Here is a 20531-nt window from a genome sequence, read left to right on the forward strand (position 1 = left end):
GTGCACATGAATGCGTCATGAGGCGAGGTGCACCATCTTTTGCGTGAGTGTGATGCACGTTGCACTACGGTTGCTGCATGCGTGTTTCCGACGTCGTGCGCACCTCTGAGTTCCATATCGAAGTGCGTGTCTCCGGGCCGGAGGGCGCCTTGGAGCGGCCGATCGATTGGACGGTCCCCACCGAGGCGATGGATCCCTCCGGGTTCCTGACGTCGGGTGCGCTGGTGCTGACCTCAGGGGTGGCGCTGAACGTCACCGACCCTCGCATATGGGACGCCTACGTGGAGCGGCTGGTGAAGGTTCCGGTGGCAGCGCTGGTGTTCGGGGTCGGTCCCGCGCATAAGCAGGTTCCCCAAGGGCTGGAGGCGGCCTGCGCGCATTATGGCCTGCCCCTGCTGGTGGTGCCGTCAGACGTCCCCTTTCCCCTCGTGCACCGGGAAGTCCAGGACACGGTCTCCGCGGAGCGGTACGAGATGATCCGCGACGGTTCGGCCTTGGCGCAGAGGTGCACCGAGCTGGTGGCTCGGGGCGGCACGCTGCAGGATCTTCTGGAGCAGATCGCCGCGGCGGCGGGGGAGCGGGTCAGTGTGGAGGACAGGACGGGGGCGGAGCTGCTTCGGGCAGGCGGACCGGGCCCGCTGCTGCAGCGGACTGAGTTCACGCTTCCCACCGAGGATGCTGACTCGTTCCGGCTTGTGGTCGAAGTGTCCACGCCGTCGCAGATGATGAGCCCGCTGATTCAGCCGGTGACGGCCGTGCTTGCGATGCACCTGGCGGCAGCCTTGGGGTCCACGGCCGTGGTGCATTCGCGCGGGGCGGGAAGACTCGTCGGTGCGATCTTTGCCCGAAGCAGCATCGCAACGGAGGAGCTGGTCTCCCTGGCCCAGGAGGCTGAGCTTGACCCCTACCGTCCGATCGGCGCCGTGGTGCTTCAGGCCGAGCCGGGACGATCCATCACATATCTGAGGACACTGTCGTGGCGCATCCGGACACGTCTGGCCGCCGAGTACCCGACGATGCGATTCGTGGAGGATGCGGACATGTCGACGATGCTGGTCCAGGGCCGTGGGCTGGAGGCTGCTCGCTTGCAGGATTCGGTGCGCACGGCCATGGGCAGGTCTCCGGCGGCCCGCGGAATGGTCGATGCGGTGGTCAACGCGGCAGAGCTGGGGCTCGTCCTGAGGCATATGCGTCGGTGTGTGGACGCCGGCACCGATGCCGCCGGTGTCCGCCGCGCTCCGCCGATGAGCTTCGACGCGTTGGTGGACGCTCTGCGGCATCCCGGCACGGAGTCCATGGCACGCCGGCTGGTGGCGCCGCTGGCTGCTGCCGAGCACGCTCCGCTGCGCGAGACGCTCGAAGTCTTTCTCCGCAGCAGCGGCACAACGGCCGCGGTGTGCGATGAGCTGTTCATCCACCGGAACACCCTTGCTCACCGTATCCGCAAGATTGAGGAGCTCCTGGGAATCGGACTCCAGGACGGTCAGTCCCGTGCGCTCCTCATGCTCAGCCTGCGGCTCGCCTAGTCACGAACATCACGCCGCAGCGACGCCCCGTGCGCAGTGCGGCCGCGTACTGTGGTGACCTGTGAACGAAGCATCAGCAGCGCCCGCCGCCGAGCGGCGAACCTCCCTCCCCGGAAACGTGGTGCGCGGGGCCCTCATCGGCATCGTCGAGACCGTCCCGGGGGTCTCCGGGGGAACAGTTGCCCTGGTCGTCGGCATCTATCACCAGCTGATCCGATCCGCCTCGCTGGTGGTCTCGGCCGGTCGTGCCCTCATCACCGGGCCGCGGCCCGACGACCCCGCCTCGACTCGACGGGCTGCCGCCGGCGTGCACCTGCGCGACGTCGACTGGCGCGTCATCATCCCTGTGCTCATCGGTATGCCCGTGGGTCTGTTCGGCGCCGTGCAGCTGCTCAGCCCCGCCGTGGAGACCTACCCGGAGCTGACGCGTGCCGCATTCTTCGGCATGGTGCTCGCCTCGATCGCAGTGCCCGTGCGGATGGCCGGCCGACTGGCGCTCAAGCACTGGCTGGCGGGGGCCGCCGCCGCAGTCGTCACCTGGGTGCTGGTGTCCCTGCCTCCGACCAGCGCGTCACCGTCCTGGTGGATCATTCTGCCCGCCGCAGCGGTAGCGGTCTCAGCTCTGCTGCTGCCCGGGCTGTCGGGGTCATTCCTGCTGCTGACCTTCGGCCTGTATGAGCCCACCATGGCCGCCGCGCGAGACTTCGACCTCGGATACTTAGGCGTCTTCGCCCTCGGCATGGTGCTGGGTGTGGTCAGCATCGTCAAAGGTCTCAGGTGGCTTCTGATGCACCACCACACGTTCACCATGGTGGTTCTGGCCGGGGTCATGCTAGGCGCACTGCGGACCCTCTGGCCCTGGCAGACTGCTGGCCGTGAGCTTCTGGGCCCGGCCGACAACCTCGGCGCCGTCCTGGCTCTCGGCGCAGCCGGGTTCATCATTGTGGCGATCCTCGTCCTCATCGACACCCGGCTGACGAGGCAGCAGAAGCGGGCCGAGGTCCGGTGAACGCGCCGTGAACGTGGCACAATCGACCAAATGGCCCCCCGTCTGACCGGATTTCCTGATCGTCACATCGCCCGCGACGGTGAAAGAACCATGCTCGAGACCATCGGCTTCGAGTCGCTCGACGAGCTGGTTGACGCAGCCGTGCCCGCGGACATCCGCCAAGATGGGCCGCTGAGCCTCTCGGCAGCGGTGCAGGAGCACCAGGTCCTGAAGCAGCTGCGCGCCTACGCATCCAAGAACCATCTGAAGTCGAACATGATCGGCCAGGGCTTCTACGGCACGCATACGCCGTCGGTGATCATGCGCAACGTCCTCGAGAACCCCGCCTGGTACACCGCCTACACCCCCTACCAGCCGGAGATCAGCCAGGGGCGGCTCGAAGCACTGCTGAACTTCCAGACGATGGTCTCGGACCTCACGGGCCTCGACATCGCCAACGCCTCCCTGCTGGACGAATCCTCGGCCGTCGCCGAAGCCATCCTGCTCATGCGTCGCAGCAACAAGAAGCACGCAGACGCGCCAGTGGTGATCGATTCCGACATCTTCCCCCAGGCCCGGGCAGTGATCGCAGGCCGGGCCGAAGCCGTCGGCATTGAGCTGATCTTCGCCGACCTCGCAGCGGAGGGCCTGCCCGCCGGCGATATCTGCGGCATCGTCCTGCAGCAGCCGAGCTCCTCCGGGCGCGTGGCAGACCGCAGCGCACTCATCGCCGAGGCCAAGGAGCGAGGCGCTCTCGTCGCCGTCGCCGCGGACCTTCTGGCCTGCACCCTGATCACCCCGCCAGGCGAGCAGGGAGCGGACATCGCCGTGGGCTCCGCGCAGCGCTTCGGCGTGCCCCTGTTCTTCGGCGGGCCCCACGCAGCCTTCATCGCGGTGCGGGAAGGGCTCCAGCGGCAGCTTCCCGGCCGACTGGTCGGCGTCTCCGTAGACGCTGAGGGTCGGCCCGCCTACAGGCTTGCCCTGCAGACCCGCGAGCAGCACATCCGCCGGCAGAAGGCCACCTCCAACATCTGCACTGCTCAGGCGCTGCTGGCCGTCGCCGCCGCCATGTACGGGGTGTACCACGGCCCCGACGGGCTCAAGGAGATCGCCGAGCGGATTCACGTGCAGGCGCGCGCCGTGGCCGAGGCGCTCGCCGACTCGGGCCGCGAGCTGGTCAGCGACTCCTTCTTCGACACCGTTCAGTTCCGCACCGCGGACCCGGCAGAGGCCGAGCGCCTGGTGGCACGCACCGCCGACCTCGGCATCAACATACGCCGCGCAGGCGATTCGGTCGTGAGCATCAGCGTCGACGAGGCCACCACAACCCGGGACCTCTACCTGCTCGCGTACGGCCTCGGACTGGTGGCCAAGCCCAGCGCTGCAGCCCAGCTGTTCGACGAGGTGATGATCGAGGGTGACTACGCATTCGGCGACGACCTGGTGCGCACCAGCGACTACATGACGCACCCGATCTTCCACACGGTGCGCACCGAGACCCAGATGATGCGTTACCTGCGTCGCCTCGCCGACCGCGATCTTGCCCTGGACCGCACGATGATCCCTTTGGGCTCCTGCACCATGAAGCTCAACGCTGCCGTGGAGATGGCAGCGATCAGCTGGCCCGAGTTCGCCGACATCCACCCCTACGCGCCGCACGACCAGACGGAGGGCTGGCGGGCCCTGATCGCTGATCTGGAGTCGAAGCTGGCCGAGATCACCGGCTACGCAGAGGTGTCCGTGCAGCCCAATGCTGGGTCGCAGGGAGAGTATGCGGGGCTCTATGCGATCCGCCAGTATCACCTGGCGAACGGCGATGCGGACCGGAGCATCTGCCTGATCCCCGCCTCCGCCCACGGCACGAATGCTGCGTCTGCAGTGCTGGCGGGCCTTGAGGTGGCAGTGGTCGCCTCCGCTGAGGACGGCACGATCGACCTCGCGGACCTGGATGCGAAGCTCGAAGCCAATGAGGGCCGCATCGCAGCCATCATGATCACCTACCCGTCCACCCACGGCGTGTTCGAAGCTGAGGTCGGCGAGGTGTGCTCGAAGGTCCACGCCGCCGGCGGGCAGGTCTACATCGACGGTGCGAACCTCAACGCTCTGGTCGGCCTGGCCAAGCCCGGATCCTTCGGCGGAGATGTCAGCCACCTCAACCTGCACAAGACCTTCTGCATCCCCCACGGGGGAGGTGGGCCCGGCGTGGGGCCGGTTGCCGTCGCGGACCACCTGCGCAGATACCTCCCCTCCACTGCGGTGGGCACCGGGGAGTACGACGCGGCGGGAACGCTGCGCACCGGCGCGCCGCTGACAGCCTCGCCGTACGGATCCGCGGGCGTGCTGCCGATCAGCTGGGCCTACATCGCCCTGATGGGCGCTGACGGCCTTCGGGGCGCCACGCAGCAGGCGCTGCTGAGCGCCAACTATGTCTCGGCGCGGCTGGCAGAGCACTACCCGACCCTCTACTCCGGGCCGGCGCCCGAAGGGATGGAGCGGGGGCTGGTGGCCCACGAATGCGTGCTGGATCTTCGCCAGCTCACCAAGGATTCGGGAATCACCGCGGAGGATGTCTGCAAACGGCTCATCGACTACGGATTCCACGCGCCCACGCTCGCGTTCCCCGTGGCCGGCACCCTGATGGTCGAACCCACTGAGTCGGAGGATCTGGAGGAGATCAACCGGTTCATCGAAGCGATGATCACTATTCGCGCGGAGATTCAGGCCGTCATCGACGAGGAGCTCTCCGCCGAGGATTCCCCGCTTCGGAACGCTCCCCACCCGGCCGACGTGCTGGTGTCGGACGAATGGGAGAGGGCCTACACGCGGGAAGAGGCGGCGTTCCCGGTGGCAGATCTTCGCCAGGACAAGTACTTCCCGCCTGTGGGCCGGATCGACAACGCTCACGGAGACCGCAATCTGGTGTGCGCGTGCCCGCCGCCTGAGGCATTCGCCGGCTGAGGAGAGCTGACACGATGGCTGAGCTGAAGCAGAGTCCGCTGGCTGCCGAGCATGAGGCGCTCGGCGCCTCGTTCACCGAGTTCGGCGGGTGGCAGATGCCCCTGAAGTACTCCTCTGAGCTGTCTGAGCATCGGGCGGTCCGTGAGGCCGCAGGGCTCTTCGACCTCTCCCATATGGGGGAGGTGCGGGCAGTCGGACCGGACGCCCCGGAATTCCTGAACGCGGCGCTGGTCTCGGACCTGGCCAAGGTTCAGCCGGGTCGAGCGAAGTACACGCTGACGGTCACCGCCGAGGGCGGGGTGATCGACGACCTGATCGTCTACCGGATCGAGGACGCTGAGTACCTGCTGATTCCCAACGCCTCCAACCGCGAGCGGGTCGTGGCTGAGCTGGAGGCGCGGGCCAGTGGGTTCGATGTGGAGATCTGGGATGAGACCGAAGGGATCAGCCTGATCGCTGTTCAGGGGCCCAAGGCGGAGGAGATCGTGTCCTCCGCGGTGCGGCTGGATGAGACGTACCTGGTGGAGGGGCTGAAGTACTACGCCCACACCACGGTCACCATCGGTGGGGAGCAGGTGCTGCTGGCGCGCACCGGGTACACCGGGGAGGACGGTTTCGAACTGTACCTGCCCTATGACAAGGCAGGCGCCCTATGGCGAGCTCTTCTGGAGCGCGGCTCGGAGTTCGGCCTCGTCCCCTGCGGACTCTCCTGCCGCGACTCGCTCCGACTGGAGGCGGGAATGCCGCTGTATGGGCATGAGCTCTCCGAGGAGCGTCTGCCGCAGGAGGCGGGCCTGCCGGTGGTCTCCTACTCCAAGCCTCAGGCGTTCGTGGGTCGCGACGCTTTGGAGAAAGCGCGTGAGGCCGGGCTCGGCAAGACCTCGGGCAGGAGGCTCGTAGGGCTGAAGGGTGCGGGCAAGCGTGCTGCGCGTGCCGGTTCCACAGTGCTGGACGAGGCGGGGAATGTCATCGGTGAGGTCACCTCCGGTGCCCCGAGCCCCACTCTGGGCCACGCGATCGCCCTGGGCTACGTCGACGTCGCCTTCAAAGAGCCGGGAACGGCGCTTCAGGTCGATGTCCGCGGCAAGCCTCAGGACGTCGAGGTCGTCGAACTCCCGTTCTACCGCCGCTGAACCGGACCTGTCCTTAGGGACAATCGCGCGGCTCAGTCCAGTCGCGGGTCCACCAGGCCGAGCTGGGCGCTGCGGATGAGGAGCTGGACCCGGTCCCGCACTTCGAGGCGGTTCATCAGCCGTCCCATGTAGACCTTCACCGTCGCCTCCGAGACCGACATCTGCGTGGCGATCTCAGCGTTCGACGAGCCCTTGGCCAGCAGCTGAAGCCCTTCCAGCTCCCGCTCCGGCAGGTGCGGGGGAACGCGGAAACGGGCGAGGGCAGTCTCCACCTCGGCCGGCGAGTTCTCCACAGAGACCATCAGCTGCTGCGCCACAGAGGGAGAGAAGCGGGCGATTCCCTCGTGCACCTGGCGGATGGCGGAGAGAATCTCCTCCGGCTCGGCGTCCTTCACGATGTAGCCGCCGGCACCCGCGCGCAGAGCCGGAATCACGTAGCGCTCGGTCGAGAACGTGGTGACGGCGAGCACCGATATGGCAGGATCCTCGTCCCGAATTCTGCGGGTGGCTTCGATGCCGCCGATGCCCGGCATATGAAGGTCCATCACGACCACATCCGGCCTGAGCTCCAGAGCCCGAGAGACCGCCGCCTCGCCGTTGTTCGCCTCCCCGATGCACCTCATTCCCGGCGATGAGTCCACGTAGGTGCGCAGTGCGGTGGACATGACCGGATGATCATCGGCGATGAGGACACTCACAGAGGCGGACTCCTCCTGGGTGTCATTGGCATCATCGGATACGGTCATGGAACCATCCTATGGGCCAATACTGGACGAAACCGAACGCGCGACAGCCCTGCGATATGTCCAGCACCTGTACAGGTGGTACAAAATGTGAGGAGCTAGGCTGAAACGTATGTCCCCGCAGAACGGCAGCACCAGCTCCCGTACTAGCGTCCTGGAGGAGTTCGAGTCCGGCACCTTCTGGTCCTGCAGAGAGCTCGACAAGTGGCTGCTGCTCGTCGTGACGCTCCTCGCCGGAATCGCTCTGGGTGCGGACATCATCATTGACCTCTTCGCGATGGATGGGGGCGATTTTCCGGTGGATCTCGCCCTGGTCGGCGTTCTCTCCATCGCTTGCGTACTCCTGCTGGGGATCTGCGTGACCTACGCGGCTCCGGCGGCGCTGGTCGTCCTCATTCTTTCCCTCTTCGTCGAGGGGCTGGTGATGGGGGTGCTCCTGGCGCTGCTGATCACCGGGCTGACGGCCCAGACCTCCACCAAGCGCTTCCGCCGGGGCACACTGGCGGTCATGATGGCATGGTCGGTCGCGCTGGGGATGACCTTCGACGAGCAGCTGCTGGGGCTGCTGGTGGCCGGCTCCGTGGCGATCGCTCTGCTGACCTCCTACGGGGTCGGAGGAGCCTTCAGGCGCTCCACAGATGCGAGCCTGCAGTCGCAGCGGGACCTGGAGGAGCTGGAGAGGCGCCACCGCGAATCGGTCGCCTACGAGCGGAAATCCATCGCGAGAGACCTCCACGACGTCGTCGCACACGACATTACGATCATCGCTATGCAAGCACGCGCAGCCCAGCTGAAGGGCACCCGAGAGGCCTACGAAGGGGCAGTGAAGGTCATAGGGAACGCTTCGCGGACCGCGCTGAACGATATGCGCCGAGTGCTGACCGTCCTCAATCCCGAAGACAGCCAAGCCATGACCGAAGCCGACGGAGAGCTCATCTCTTCGGCCTCCGAGCTCGACGTGCGGCGGGGTCTCCTTCAGTTCACCGAAAGGCTTGAGCACCTGGGTCTGACCGTGGACAGCGACATCACAGGCAGCCTCGACGGCCTCTCAAGGTCGGTCAATGCCGCGCTCTACCGCATCCTCCAGGAGTGTGCGACCAACGCCGCCAAGTACGCGCCCCCGGGCACCACAGTGCGGCTGGAGCTTGAAGTGGGGGAGGAGGTCTGCCTGACAGTCACGAATTCGCTGGTCTCGGGAGCGCAGACGCAGCATTGGTCCAGCAGCGGCGCGGGGCTGATCGGCGTTCGGGACAGGGTCGCGGCGTTCGGAGGATCGGCGCGCTACGGCGTCGACAACAACGGCAACTGGAAGATCCGCATCACTGGGCTGAAGTCGGCCTGATAAAAGTATGGGCCCGGGCGGCATAGAGGTGCCGCCCGGGCCGCAGGTTGAATCAGAGGTCTCAGCCGGGCCGTTGCACCGGAGCCCATCGAGGTCTGCTCCACCTGAAGTGCACGGCACTCCGTTACTGCACCGCACTTCATTATTCTTTCGCGACGATGTGAGACGAACTAGTCCACTTTCGTCTAAAGAGAGTCGCTCGCATCATCAGGCACTGTGACGTATGCCATGGTTTGGGCAAGCCAGCGGCTGATGCCCATCAGGACACCTGCGGGGAAGCCGATGATGGGAATCAGCATCGGCACCAGGCCGCCTGCGCCGGCCGCGAGGATGACGGGCCCATAGAGCAGGCCGACGACCACCCAGCCCAGCACGTGGACCAGAGGGTTCAGCTCGTGGCGCAGCAGCCATCCGACCAGGAGCGTGCCGGGGATGCCGACCACTGCAGCTGCTGCCCCGATGTAGGGGATCAGGGGCGCGATGAACTCCATGTCCCAGTCGAGGTCCAGCCACTGAGGCAGCAGGCCTGCTCCCAGCAGCAGTGTTCCCATGAGGAGGGTGGGGGCCAGCCAGGCCAGCAGCCACGCGGTCCAGGAGAGCCTCAGGACCGGTCTGCTCGCTGATGCCCGGCGGGACGATCGGCGCCGGCCCGCGGGGCGTTCGGGGGCGGGTGTCGTCATAGTTCGTTCCCTTCGCGCTCGTTCAGCCCGTGCAGCCCAGGTGCGCCAGAGCCTGCGCGACCAGCTTCTCCCGGCCCCCCACGAACTCCATCTGCGTCTCCGTGTCGAGCACCTGCTCCGGCGTCAGCCAGGACACTTCAAGGGCGTCCTGGCGCGGGGAGCACTCTCCGTTGACCGGTACCACGTAGGCCAGTGAGACGGCGTGCTGACGATTGTCCACCATGCCTGTTTCGCTCGGATACGGGAAGTACTCGCCGACGCTGAACGGGGTGGGGGACGGAGGGATCTGCGGCAGAGCCAGCGAGCCCAGGTCCTTCTCGATGTGGCGCAGCAGGGCGGCACGGACCGTCTCGCGGTACATCACGCGGCCCGAGACCACCGACCGGTGGAACTGGCCCTCGTCGTCGGCCGTGTAGAGAAGGCCCACCTCGGTGACGTAGCCGAGAGAGTCCAGCCGGACCGGCACCGCCTCGACATAGACGATGGGCAGGCGCTGCCGGGCGAAGTCAAGGTCGTCCTCGGAGAGCCATCCGGGATTCGGGTCGGGGGTCCGCACACTCATGAGCTCATTCTTTCAGAACCTGGGCCGAAGACGGCTCAGGCTCATCAGATGATGTCTTCCAGGGGCCGGCCCATGGCTGCGCGGCGCTCCGCATGGTTGATCCGGTGCCTGCGCGACTGCGTGGCCAGGATGACGATGAATGCGCTGATGGCGGCGCCTACGGCCACCCACGCGCTCGTTGCCTCGCCGAGGACACGGGGGAAGACCAGCCACATCATGCCCCAGGAGAGCGCGAGGGCGATGGTGATGCGGCCGCGCTCCGTCATGGAGTAGAAGGCTGCTGTCCAGACGCAGATGAAGAGGCCGATGATCGCCCACAGGCTGGGGGAGACTCCGGGGATGTCCCAGCCCCAGGAGGTCAGCCGCACCGACACCGCCGAAGCCGCCTGCACCAGGGCGAATCCGAAGAAGGCGCCCACTGCGTCATCGGTGAGTCGCCGCTCAGACAGTGAGCGGGAAGTGTGCTGATTGAACTGGCGCACCGATTCCAGCAGAGGCGGCACGATGGCCAGCGACAGCAGGGCCGCGATCGTCAGCCACTGATAGTGGATCGACAGCGTGAGGGGGACCATGAGGACTCCCGCGCCGGCAACGAGCCACCCGGAGTGCCGCTGACGCGGCGTCGACTCTTGGGACGCCTGCCACTGGAAGATCGCGTGGGCGATGAGCCCCACTGTGATCACCGGCCAGATCCAGTACCAGGACCGCTCCGGGGAGAGAAGGGCGAAGTCGCCGTCGAGCCAGGTCTGCCTCAGCTGACCGCCGAGGATGCCGCTGCTTGCGGGAGTGAACACCCCGAACATCCACAGGGTGGAGAAGATGGCCGAGAGGGCGCCGAGGCTGACAGCGATGCGCCGGTAGAGGTCCCATCGCTCCGGCTCGGGGTCAGGATCCCTGGAAGGAAGGTTGTAGGGCGGAATGTAGGTGTAGAGATCTTCCTCATCGTCGGCGAACTCGTACCGCGCCGGCTGTTGGTACGAACTCGTGGCGGCCTCGATCGCTGCGGCCTTCTGGGCGATGACCGTGCGCTGACGCTGTTCGTCCAGGGCTCGGCGCACACGCGGCGGCGGCGAAGGCCTGGTGGTGAACTCGCCGGGTGCGGGCGGCAGCGTCGTGGGCACGTTCGCCTCGCCCGGGCGCGCCTGCGCTGGTCCTGCGCCGCGTGAGTCGACGGGCTCCGCATCGGGGGCATCGTGCTGCTCCCCCTCATGCTCGGTGGGGCGGTAGGCCGGGATGACCTGAGTGGCGTCATCGTGCTGCTCCCAGGGAAGGCCTGCGTGTCGAGCCGGCGCCGAGGGGGCAGGGCCCTGGACAGTCTCAGGGGCAGCCTGCGCCGCGTGCGCCTCTTCGCGCTGACGGCGCTTCTCCTCCCGTCGTGCGCTGCGCCCCTTCCACCAGGTCTTCAGGCGCTGGTCGATGCCGTCGAAGAAGTCAGGCTTCGCGTCGTCGCTGCGGGTCGGTGTGGGCTCCGCCGGCGGGTCGGCCGCCAGGACGACGTCCTCGGAGTCTGCGTCTGCTGAGGCCTGAACGTGATCGTGGGGGGCCTCGGCCTTTCGCACTCCCTCAGCAGGGCTGAAGGCGTAGTGCCGCATGGTGTGTCCGTCCCCCTGAGACTCCTCAGCGGCTCCCGCACGGGGCGCAGAGTCCTCCGACGACGTCTCGGTCACGGTGAAGCCTCCCCTGGGCGCTCAATTCAGCATGGAATACGACACAGATATGTCAGTCGGCTGAAGATGCTTCCATCTCAACCTGGGTGCCGCCCCGACGCCGTCTGGTCCAGGCCAGTGCGATGAGGGACCCAACAAGGGTACCCACTCCGATGCCGAAGAGAGTGCTGGCCCACGGGGGGAGCCCCGTAGTTGTTCCCGTAATGTAACCAAGCCCTACCAGCCATAACGACCAGATCAACGCCCCCAGTACGAGCAGGGGGATCATCCGCGGCCAGGAGAGACGGATCATCGCCGACGTCAGCATGGACGCCGAGCGCCCGCCCGGCACCCAGCGGAGCAGCAGCAGGCCCACCACCGTGGACGCCGTGCCAGCGCGGATCGATGCGCGCAGGATGCCGCGGTGCAGCCTGCGCCCCCACCGCCAGCGGTAGATCAGCCGGAGCCCCTGGAATCGCACCATCAGGTGCAGCATCAGGTCCCCCAACAGGCAGCCCGCGGTGGTGAACCCCAGCACCGCCCAGAAGCTCAGGCGTCCGTCGGCTGCGTAGGCGCCTGAGGCGATCACCACCGGCTCTGAGGGGAAGGGCGGGACAGGTGCCGTCAGAGCGACGGCGAGGGCCTGCAGGGGGAGGAACCAGAAGCCCCACTCTGCGAGGAGCTCCTCGAACATTTCCATCCCGAACCCCTCAGGTGTGCGTTTCGTGCGACTGTGCTGGCTGCTCAGAGAGTCTACGACTGGACGTGAAGCGTCGTGGTGAGCCGGTGAGCGGGTCGTCGAAGCCGATCGTGCGGGCCAGCAGCTGCAGGGGCGCGCCGAAGTCGTCGGGGGCGTCGTCCCAGAGGTCCGGGTAGAACCTGTCGTTGATGATGCCCAGGCCCAGCATCGCCATGTGCAGGCGCAGCTGGTGCGTCTTGCCGGTATGCGGGGTGAGTCGGAAATGCCCCACGTCTCTGCCCTGCGGGCTTCGTCCCGCGGTGAGCAGCTCCACGCGGCTGGAGGAATTCGCGCCTTGGGTCTGATCCCTGCGCCGCCGGCGTCCGGTCCGCCCTTCGAGGCTGCGGCCCGAGAGCTCCGAGGGGTAGGGGACGCGCTCGCTGATCACCACGCCCTTGGTCTTCTCGATCCGGCTGCGCATCGTGACGGGGAAGCGGGCGAAGGGGGCTGCGCTCTCCGGGGCCGCGGGCATCGCGGACACGCATTCATAGGTTTTGCGGATCGTGCGCCGCTCGAACATCAGCTGGTAGGCGCCGCGGGTCTCGGGACGCTTCGAGAGCAGGACGACGCCCGCGGTGCCGCGGTCCAGGCGGTGGATGGGGATGAGGTCGTCATAGCCCAGGCGGCTGCGCAGACGCACCAGCAGCGATTCCTGCACGTACCGGCCGGCCGGAGTGGTGGGCAGAAAGTGGGGCTTGTCGACGACGAGCAGATCGTCGTCCTCGTGGATGATGCTCTCGGTCACCGGCAGCGGATCCTCAGCAGGCAGGGAGCGGTAGTACCAGATGAACTCAGCCGAACCCAGGGGTGCGGTGCTCGCGAGGGGGGTGCCTTCTGCGTCGACGACTTCGCCCGCATCGAACCGTGCCGTGATCCCGGCCGCGTCGAGGTGTCCGAACTTCTCCAGCACGTAGGCGTGCACGGTGGGCCAGGGACCTGAGAGCGGAATTCGCAGCCGAGTGGCGTTGACCCCGTTGCGCACCGGCAGCGGTGAGCGGCGCAGGTTGGGCTGGCTCACTCCCAGGCGGGAGTCTGGAGCGGCGAGGCATCCTCGACGGAGCCCGGTGCGGGCGCTCCGGCGTTCGAGGGCAGAACGACCTGCCATGTGACGCCGAAGGTGTCCTTGACCCATGCGTAGTTCTTGGCGAAGTCGTAGTCCCCGGGCTCCATCAGGTACTCGCCCTCGGCGGAGAGGTTGTGGACGATGCGGTCGAAGTCTTCGTCGCTGTCCACGACCACCGAGAGGGACATGGAGGGGGTGAAGTCGAATGCCTGCTCGATCAGCGAATCCTGCAGCATCAGAACCTGGCTGCCGATCCTCAGCTGCGAGGTGGCCACGAGGGTCGGGAGCCTGTCCACGACGGTCTCCATGGCGGCGGTGTCCTGAACGTTCGGCTGCTCGCCCGTCCTGGTCAGCGGCTGAACCTCTGTGCCCTCGGGGTGGTGCACGACTTCCAAGAGCTCAGCGTCGGGGAAGGTCTCGAGATACAGGTCGATGGCCTCTTGGGCGCGGCCCTGGAACATCAGGAACGGCAGGCAGAAAATCACGGTCCAAGTGTATCGCTTGGTGGAATGCTCCGCGTCCAGGCGGGGTCCTCAGAGCCGCAGGCCGCTGGGGCTGCTGTCGAAGCCGGCTTCCCGCAGCACTGCGGCGAGCGGGTGAGTGAGCACCGGCTCGCCGTTGACCTTCTCCACTGCAAGGCGTGGGCTCTTCGCGCGCCGCAGTGCTGTGACCAGCGCCTCGGCGACCGGTTTGGCCTCATCTGGGTCCACGTAGAGCAGCATCGTCTTGCCGCCGCGCTCCATGTAGAGGGCCAGGTCCCCCCGGTGCATGACGACGACGGCGCCTGCCTTGCGCCCGGGGCGGGCCTTGATGTCCGGCAGGGCGGGCCACTCCAGGGCTGCTCCGTACGGGTTGGCCGGATCGGCGGCTGCCAGGGCGATTGCGGCGCCGATCTTTCCGTCCTCCATGCCTTCGCCGATGTCACGCAGCCGGTCCACGGTGGCGGAGGAGGTGAACTGGGCCGCGCCGAGCTTTTCGATGAAGTAGCCGCGGCGCACCTGCCCTGCGGCCTCTGCTGCCGCGAGCACCTTGTACACGCCGGCGAAGCCGCCGGGGACGTCCTCCGAGGCGACGGAGCCTCTGGTGAGGACGCCGTACCGGTCCAGAAGGATTTCGGCTCGAGCATGCGCCGAGGAGGCGACTGCGGCGGGGTCGTCGGCCTGAGGCTGGGAGATGAGGGACCACCGCCCTCCGGAGGGCGTGCCGCCGGTGGTGCCCGTGCGCGCCTGCTGCGCGTCCGCAGCGCGCCTCAGGGCCATGCGGCGGGACGTGTGGCGAGTCCGGGAGGCGGAGGGCTTCCGCTTGTGGGCTGTGCTGCCGCCGCTGAGCCTCGTCCTGATGGGAGCGAAGCTGTCGGGTGCTGCACGGCCGGTCCAGAACAGCTCCCAGAGCGCGTTCTGGGTGGCCGTGACCGAGAGCTCCGCGGCGCCGGCGATCGCCTCGGCGAACCAGGCACCCCCACGCTCCAGAACCTCCATCACCTGATGGTGCGCCTCAGCGAGCTGCTCTCCACGGCTGCGCTGCTCCAACGCGTCGGCGTCGGCGGTCGGCGTGATGCTGATCCAGCCGTCGTGCCCGGCGAGCTCACCATGCCCGGTGACCACCGCCTCGCCTGCGCTGAGCAGCTCGTCCAGCATTGACGGCGTGTAGTCGCGGACCCGCGCCGGCAGGATGAAGCTCTCCCAGGCGCTCGCGGGGGCGGGATAGCCGGCCAGCTGCGAGAGCACGTCGGCCAGTCCGGCCGTCCCCTCCTGCCGGGATCCGGGCGCGACGGACTGCCATTCCGTCAGAAAGTGGGCGTACGCGGCGGTGGGCACTGGTTCCACCGCAGATCGCAGGGCGGCCAGGGAGCGGCGCCTGATGCGGCCCAGCATGTCGGTTTCGCAGTATTCGCGGTCGACCGGAGTGGTGCGGTCAGGGGTGAACAGGCCTTCCACGATCCGCCCGTGCTCGGCGAGACGGTCGAGGGTCTGCTGCACCGCGGCGAGGGGGAGGCCGAGCGCGGCCGCCGCGGCGTCAGGTGTGAAGGGGCCGTGGCTGCGCGCGTAGCGGGATAATAGGTCGCCGAGCGGATCATCGACCGGCTCCAGGAAGACCTGCTGAATGCCTTGGGGCAGCGGCAGGCCGAGGCCGTCCCGCAGGCGCGCGGCGTCCTCCGCGGCAGCGAAGCGCTCTTCGCCGTGCCAGCTGACCGGGAAGGCCCGCTGGGCAGAGATGAGCTCGTGCGCCCAGGTGCGGACGTGCTCCTGCGCTGCGTGGACCTCCTCATCGTCCTGTTCGGGATTCCGGAGTCTGCGCGCCAGCTGCTCGGCGCTGAGGGGGCCGAGCAGCCGAAGGAGGTCTGCAACGCCTTCGGCGTCGCCTCGCAGCCTTCGGGAGGGACTCAGCCGCTGGGCGTAGTTCTGGGACTCTTCGATGATGGCGGCATCGAGGAACTCCCGCAGCTCCACACGGCCGAGGAGCTCGTTGAGCAGCCGGGGGTCGACGCTGAGCGCGGCGGCCCGGCGCTCAGCCAAAGGGGAGTCGCCCTCGTAGAGGTACTGGGCGATGTAGCCGAACAGCAGGCTCTGCGCGAAGGGTGACGGCTGTGAGGTGGTGGTCTCGATGAGGCGGATTCTGCGCTGCTCGAGCCGCTGCGTGAGGTCTTTCAGGGCGGGCAGGTCGTAGACGTCCTGCAGCACCTCGCGCATGGTCTCCACGATCAGCGGGAAGTCTGAGTAGCCGGCTGCGACCTCCAGGAGCTGGGATGCTCGCTGCCGCTGCTGCCAGAGGGGCGTGCGCTGGGTGGGGTTCTGCCTGGGCAGCAGCAGCGCACGGGATGAGGTCTCCCGGAATCGTGCGGCGAAGAGGGCTGAGTTCGAGACGTGTGAGATGACGGCCTCTTCGAGCTCGTCGGGCTCGAAGGTGAACAGCTCGGCCCCTGGAGGGTCCTCGTCCATCATGGGGACCCGCAGCACGATCCCGTCGTCGGCGGCGAACGCAGCCCCGTCGAGCCCGTAGCGCTCTGTGAGCCGCGCCCCTACAGCGAGGGCCCACGGGGCATGGACCTGCATCCCATAGGGGGAGTGCAGAATGATCCGCCAGTCACCGAGCTCGTCGGTGGTGCGCTCGATGACCAGTGTGGTGTCGCTGGGGACCTCGCCTGCTGCGGCGTGCTGGTCTTCGATGTAGCGGAGGAGGTTCTCGCGCGCCCACTGGTCCAGCCCGAGGTGTTCAAGCTGCGGAGCAAGCGCCGCGTCGCCGCTGCGGACGCGGCGCACGAACTCGCCCATCGCCTCTCCGAGCTCAGCGGGCCGGCCGAGGCCGTCGCCGTGCCAAAACGGCAGGTTGGCGGGCTGGCCGAACGCGGGGGAGACCATCACGCGGTCGAAGGTGATCTCCTCGATCCGCCAGCTGGTGGCGCCCAGAGCGAAGAGATCCCCGACCCGGGACTCGTAGACCATCTCCTCGTCGAGCTCCCCGACGCGCCGCCCGCCGGTGCGGGAGTCTTCCTGGCCGACCAGGTAGACGCCGAAGAGGCCGCGGTCCGGGATCGTTCCTCCGGAGGTGACGGCAAGCCGCTGAGCTCCGGGGCGCCCGGTGAGGGTTCCGGCGTCGCGGTCCCACACCAGCCGCGGCCGAAGCTCGGCGAACCGGTCGGAGGGGTACCGGCCGGCGAGGAGATCCAGAGTGGCTTCGTAGGCGGAGCGTGGCAGGGCGGCGAAGGGAGCGCTGCGCCGGAGCAGCTGGAACCAGGCCTCAACGTCGAGGGTGTCCATCGCTGCGGCGGCCACGGTCTGCTGGGCCAGGATGTCCAGGGGGCTGCGCGGGATCCGCAGCGCCTCGATGCGTCCGGAGAGCATGCGGTCGACGATGACGGCTGTGCTGATGAGGTCCCCGCGATGCTTGGGGAAGAACCATCCCACGGAGACTTCGCCGACCTGGTGCCCGGCCCGGCCGAGGCGCTGCAGGCCGGCGGAGACCGCATGCGGGGCCTCGACCTGAATGACCAGGTCCACGGCCCCCATGTCGATGCCGAGCTCGAGCGAGCTGGTGGCCACCACGCAGCGGAGCCGTCCGCCCTTGAGATCATCCTCGATGATGGCGCGCTGGTCCTTCGAGACGGAGCCGTGGTGGGCCTTGGCGAGAGCCGCGGGCTCCTGGTCGCCCTCGGAGCTCTCCTCTGACTCGGCGTCGCTGTGCTCCGCCCTTTCGCGCCAGATCTCGTTGAGGCGGCCGGTGAGCTTCTCTGCCAGGCGTCGAGAGTTCACGAACACGATGGTGGACCGGTTCTGAGCGATGAGGTCCACCACGCGGTGCTCCACGTGGGGCCAGATGGACGGCTGCATGGGCTGCCCGCCGTCCTCGCCGCCCCCTGAGACGACCTCCGGGGCGGACATATCCGGCACGGGCACTGAGACGGTGATGTCCCACTGCTTGTCCGCCGGCGGGGCGACGATGTCTACGGCCTGCGAACCGCCCAAGAACCGCGCCACCTCGTCCTTCGGCTCCACTGTGGCCGAGAGCCCGATCCGCTGAGCAGGCGAGTTCGGCCCCTCCTCCTGCTGACGGCGCAGCTCATCGAGCCTCTCGAGAGAGACGGCGAGGTGGGCCCCGCGCTTGGTGCCGGCCAGAGCGTGGACCTCGTCGATGATGACCGTATCGACTCCCGTGAGCGTTTCGCGGGCACGGGATGTCAGCATCAGGTACAGGGACTCGGGAGTGGTGATGAGGATCTCCGGAGGCTGGCGGAGCAGGTCGCGGCGCTGCTTCGACGTGGTGTCTCCGGTGCGCACACCGACGCTGATGGTCCGCGATGGGCTGCCCAGGCGCTCGGCCGTATGCCGGATGCCCACCAGGGGGGAGCGCAGGTTCCGCTCGATGTCGACTCCCAGCGCCTTCAGCGGCGAAATGTAGAGGACTCGGGTGCCCCCGGTGGGAGGTGAGCCCTTCGACGGGGCGGGCCGTGGTGAGCCGTCCCCGGCCTCGTCCGCAGGTGCCGTGGAGGCTCGCATGAGCCGGTCGATGCTCCACAGGAACGCTGAGAGCGTCTTTCCCGATCCGGTGGGCGCGACGACCAGGGCGCTGCGGCCGGCGGCGACTGAGCGCCAGGCGCCCTTCTGGGCTGAGGTCGGGGAGCCGAAGGCGGCGCCGAACCACGTTCTTGTGGCCTCGGAGAACTGGTCCAGCGCTGTCATGGCCTCCACCTTAGAAGCCGCCTCTGACCTGCTGCCGGTCACGGCATGTGCCGCAGGATGTCCGGGCGGCGCAGGGGCCGGTTGAAGAGCGGACCGCCGGGCTCCATGAGGCTGCTTGCGGCGAGGGGGCCGATCGATACCGGGTCCAGCCCCATGCGGACCAGCAGCGCCATGGCGCGCGCTCGAGCCTCGTCGCTGTCGGCGGCCAGGGCAGCTGCCCGGCGCTGAGACATCGGAAGGTCGGGGTCGGCTGCATCCTCCAGCTCGTGGTGGGAGATGTGATTGAGCGCCTTGACCACGCTGCTGCGGCGGAACCGGCCCGCAATGCCCTGACTGGTGGGCATCTGCTCATCGACGGCGGCCTGGAGCCAGCCGGGCAGGATCTCATCGTGCCAGGTGTTGGTCGCGTCGATCAGAACCGTGCCGGCCGCGACGTCCGGATCCACCTCGTCCAGCTCCTCCTGCGGCACAGCGAGCACCACGATTCCTGGCCCGCTGTGACGGGTGCGCTGGGCGATCACGTCCTGCTCCACCGGGTGCGCACCCGGCGCGTAGATCTTCAGGTGGTGCCGGAGGGCCTTGGGGGACCTCGTCGAGCAGATGTCGACCTCGATGCCTGCGCGCAGGAGGGTTCGGGCGAACGCGGTGCCTGCTCGGCCCGCGCCGAGTATGCCCACCACGGGGGCTGCGGACTGCTCGGGGGCGCTATTCATGGTGGTACGGCCTTCCCGCCGAGATCTCCTGCGCACGATAGATCTGCTCGGCGATGATGAGTCGGACCAGCTGGTGCGGGAAGACGAGTCCGGAGAGCGACCATACTAGGTCGGCGCGCTTCTGGAGCTCCGCACTGACCCCGTACGCGCCGCCGATGACCATGACGACGTTCTTTCCGGTGTCGAACTGCTTCTGCAGCGCGGCAGCGAGCTGGGGCGACGTGAGGCTGCTGCCGCGCTCGTCGAGGAGCACCACAAAGTCCTGAGGCTTGAGGGCTTTGAGGATGCGGTCGGACTCCTCCTCGCGGGCGGCGTCGCCTTCGCGCTGGGAATGGGGAAGAAGCTTCCACGTGATCTCGTGATGCCTGCGCATGCGCTGGGCGTAGCGCTGAATGCCCGGCCGGACCCAGTCCTCATGCTTCTTGCCGACGGCAACCGCTGTGATGCCCATGCGCTCCTCTCACCCATTGGAGGATACAGCTGCGGCCCCGACCCGAGGAGGGGTCCGGGGCCGCAGCTGGAAGAGCGGTGCGGGTGGGATTTGAACCCACGGTAGGGATTGCCTACACGACATTTCGAGTGTCGCACCTTCGGCCGCTCGGACACCGCACCTCACCACTGCCCGGAAGCAGTGCCTATCCACTATAGGCGCTTGGGCGGCTTCGGCTCAAAGCGAGGTCGCTCGCGACGTTTCGCGCCAGCGTCAGCAGTGAAAAAGTGTGTGCACGTCGCCGGCGATCTCATGGCCCCTGAGGGCATCGACCTGCATCACCACTCCGACGCCGATGCTCTGCGCCCCCAGCTCGGCGATCAGCTGGCGGCAGGCGGCGATGGTGCCTCCGGTGGCGAGCACATCGTCGACGATGAGCACCCTGTCCTCAGGGGTGAGCACGTCCGGGGCCTCAATGGCGGCGGTGCCGTACTCCAGGCTGTATTGGACCCGAGCCGCAGGTGCCGGGAGCTTGCCCTCCTTGCGCACGGTCAGAACTCCGGCCGGGCGGCCGCGTTCTGCGCAGAGCCCCGCCATGACGCCTGCCAGCAGAAACCCGCGGGATTCGATGCCGGCAATATGTGTGAAGCGGCCCGCAAACGGCGCAAGCAGTCCTTCGGCGATGGTCCGCAGCCCCGTCGGGTCCGCCAGGACCGGAGTGATGTCCTGGAAGCTGACGCCCTGCTGCGGAAAGTCAGGCACGGTGTCGAAGAGGGAGCGCGCGTGGTCGAGGGCCTGGACTCCGGGCATCGGGAACGATGAGGCTGGCAT

Annotated in this window: 16 protein-coding genes and 1 tRNA gene; 5 read left to right on the forward strand and 12 right to left on the reverse strand. The window is 67.8% G+C overall.

Going from position 1 to position 20531, the window contains the following annotated elements:
- Positions 1-77 precede the first annotated feature (77 nt).
- The 4 genes from FS388_RS09780 (at position 78) to gcvT (ending at position 6605) form a co-directional block, all read left to right on the forward strand.
- Positions 78-1526: a PucR family transcriptional regulator gene (locus FS388_RS09780; protein ID WP_146341248.1), complete on the forward strand. Its 1449-nt coding sequence runs from the start codon at positions 78-80 to the stop codon at positions 1524-1526.
- A 61-nt stretch (positions 1527-1587) separates the two neighbouring features.
- The gene (locus tag FS388_RS09785; protein ID WP_146341249.1) at positions 1588-2535 is read left to right on the forward strand and encodes a DUF368 domain-containing protein; all 948 of its coding nucleotides are present in this window, start codon (positions 1588-1590) and stop codon (positions 2533-2535) included.
- A gap of 30 nt (positions 2536-2565) precedes the next feature.
- Positions 2566-5472, forward strand: a complete 2907-nt coding sequence (gene gcvP / locus FS388_RS09790) for an aminomethyl-transferring glycine dehydrogenase (protein WP_146341250.1) — start codon at positions 2566-2568, stop codon at positions 5470-5472.
- Between the two features lie 14 nt (positions 5473-5486).
- Positions 5487-6605, forward strand: a complete 1119-nt coding sequence (gene gcvT / locus FS388_RS09795) for a glycine cleavage system aminomethyltransferase GcvT (protein ID WP_146341251.1) — start codon at positions 5487-5489, stop codon at positions 6603-6605.
- Between the two features lie 32 nt (positions 6606-6637).
- On the opposite strand, the gene FS388_RS09800 is transcribed toward gcvT, so the two are convergent.
- On the reverse strand, positions 6638-7351 hold the full coding sequence (locus tag FS388_RS09800; RefSeq protein WP_146341252.1) for a response regulator transcription factor: 714 nt from the start codon (positions 7349-7351) through the stop codon (positions 6638-6640).
- Positions 7352-7460: 109 nt separating this feature from the next.
- On the opposite strand from FS388_RS09800, the gene FS388_RS09805 reads away from it, so the two are divergent.
- Positions 7461-8690, forward strand: coding sequence for a sensor histidine kinase (locus FS388_RS09805; RefSeq protein WP_146341253.1), 1230 nt, complete (start codon positions 7461-7463; stop codon positions 8688-8690).
- Between the two features lie 185 nt (positions 8691-8875).
- On the opposite strand, the gene FS388_RS09810 is transcribed toward FS388_RS09805, so the two are convergent.
- The 11 genes from FS388_RS09810 to FS388_RS09860 all read right to left on the reverse strand — a co-directional run bounded on the left by FS388_RS09810 (position 8876) and on the right by FS388_RS09860 (position 20531).
- A complete protein-coding gene (locus FS388_RS09810) occupies positions 8876-9370 on the reverse strand; it encodes a hypothetical protein (RefSeq protein WP_146341254.1) in 495 nt (164 codons plus the stop codon).
- A 22-nt stretch (positions 9371-9392) separates the two neighbouring features.
- Positions 9393-9932, reverse strand: coding sequence for an NUDIX hydrolase family protein (locus FS388_RS09815; RefSeq protein WP_146341255.1), 540 nt, complete (start codon positions 9930-9932; stop codon positions 9393-9395).
- A gap of 44 nt (positions 9933-9976) precedes the next feature.
- On the reverse strand, positions 9977-11599 hold the full coding sequence (locus tag FS388_RS09820; protein ID WP_146341256.1) for a hypothetical protein: 1623 nt from the start codon (positions 11597-11599) through the stop codon (positions 9977-9979).
- A 52-nt stretch (positions 11600-11651) separates the two neighbouring features.
- On the reverse strand, positions 11652-12278 hold the full coding sequence (locus FS388_RS09825; protein WP_146341257.1) for a DedA family protein: 627 nt from the start codon (positions 12276-12278) through the stop codon (positions 11652-11654).
- A gap of 10 nt (positions 12279-12288) precedes the next feature.
- Complete coding sequence (locus FS388_RS09830) at positions 12289-13335, reverse strand: pseudouridine synthase (RefSeq protein WP_246836177.1); 1047 nt, start codon at positions 13333-13335, stop codon at positions 12289-12291.
- The gene (locus FS388_RS09835) at positions 13332-13865 is read right to left on the reverse strand and encodes a VOC family protein (RefSeq protein WP_146341259.1); all 534 of its coding nucleotides are present in this window, start codon (positions 13863-13865) and stop codon (positions 13332-13334) included. Before FS388_RS09835 ends, FS388_RS09830 begins: the two co-directional genes overlap by 4 nt.
- Before the next feature lie 48 nt (positions 13866-13913).
- Positions 13914-18557, reverse strand: coding sequence for an ATP-dependent helicase (locus tag FS388_RS09840; RefSeq protein WP_146341260.1), 4644 nt, complete (start codon positions 18555-18557; stop codon positions 13914-13916).
- A gap of 38 nt (positions 18558-18595) precedes the next feature.
- Entirely contained in the window at positions 18596-19270 is a 675-nt protein-coding gene (locus FS388_RS09845; RefSeq protein ID WP_146341261.1) for an NADPH-dependent F420 reductase, read from the reverse strand.
- Positions 19263-19721 carry a 23S rRNA (pseudouridine(1915)-N(3))-methyltransferase RlmH gene (gene rlmH / locus FS388_RS09850; protein ID WP_146341262.1) on the reverse strand — a complete coding sequence of 153 codons (459 nt, stop codon included), beginning with the start codon at positions 19719-19721 and terminating at the stop codon, positions 19263-19265. The genes FS388_RS09845 and rlmH overlap by 8 nt, the downstream gene beginning before the upstream one ends.
- A gap of 75 nt (positions 19722-19796) precedes the next feature.
- Positions 19797-19882 (reverse strand) — tRNA-Ser (locus FS388_RS09855).
- A gap of 91 nt (positions 19883-19973) precedes the next feature.
- Positions 19974-20531 carry an adenine phosphoribosyltransferase gene (locus FS388_RS09860; RefSeq protein WP_246836178.1) on the reverse strand — a complete coding sequence of 186 codons (558 nt, stop codon included), beginning with the start codon at positions 20529-20531 and terminating at the stop codon, positions 19974-19976.

This window comes from Nesterenkonia sp. NBAIMH1 (genome assembly GCF_007922635.1).
Taxonomy (GTDB): domain Bacteria; phylum Actinomycetota; class Actinomycetes; order Actinomycetales; family Micrococcaceae; genus Nesterenkonia; species Nesterenkonia pannonica.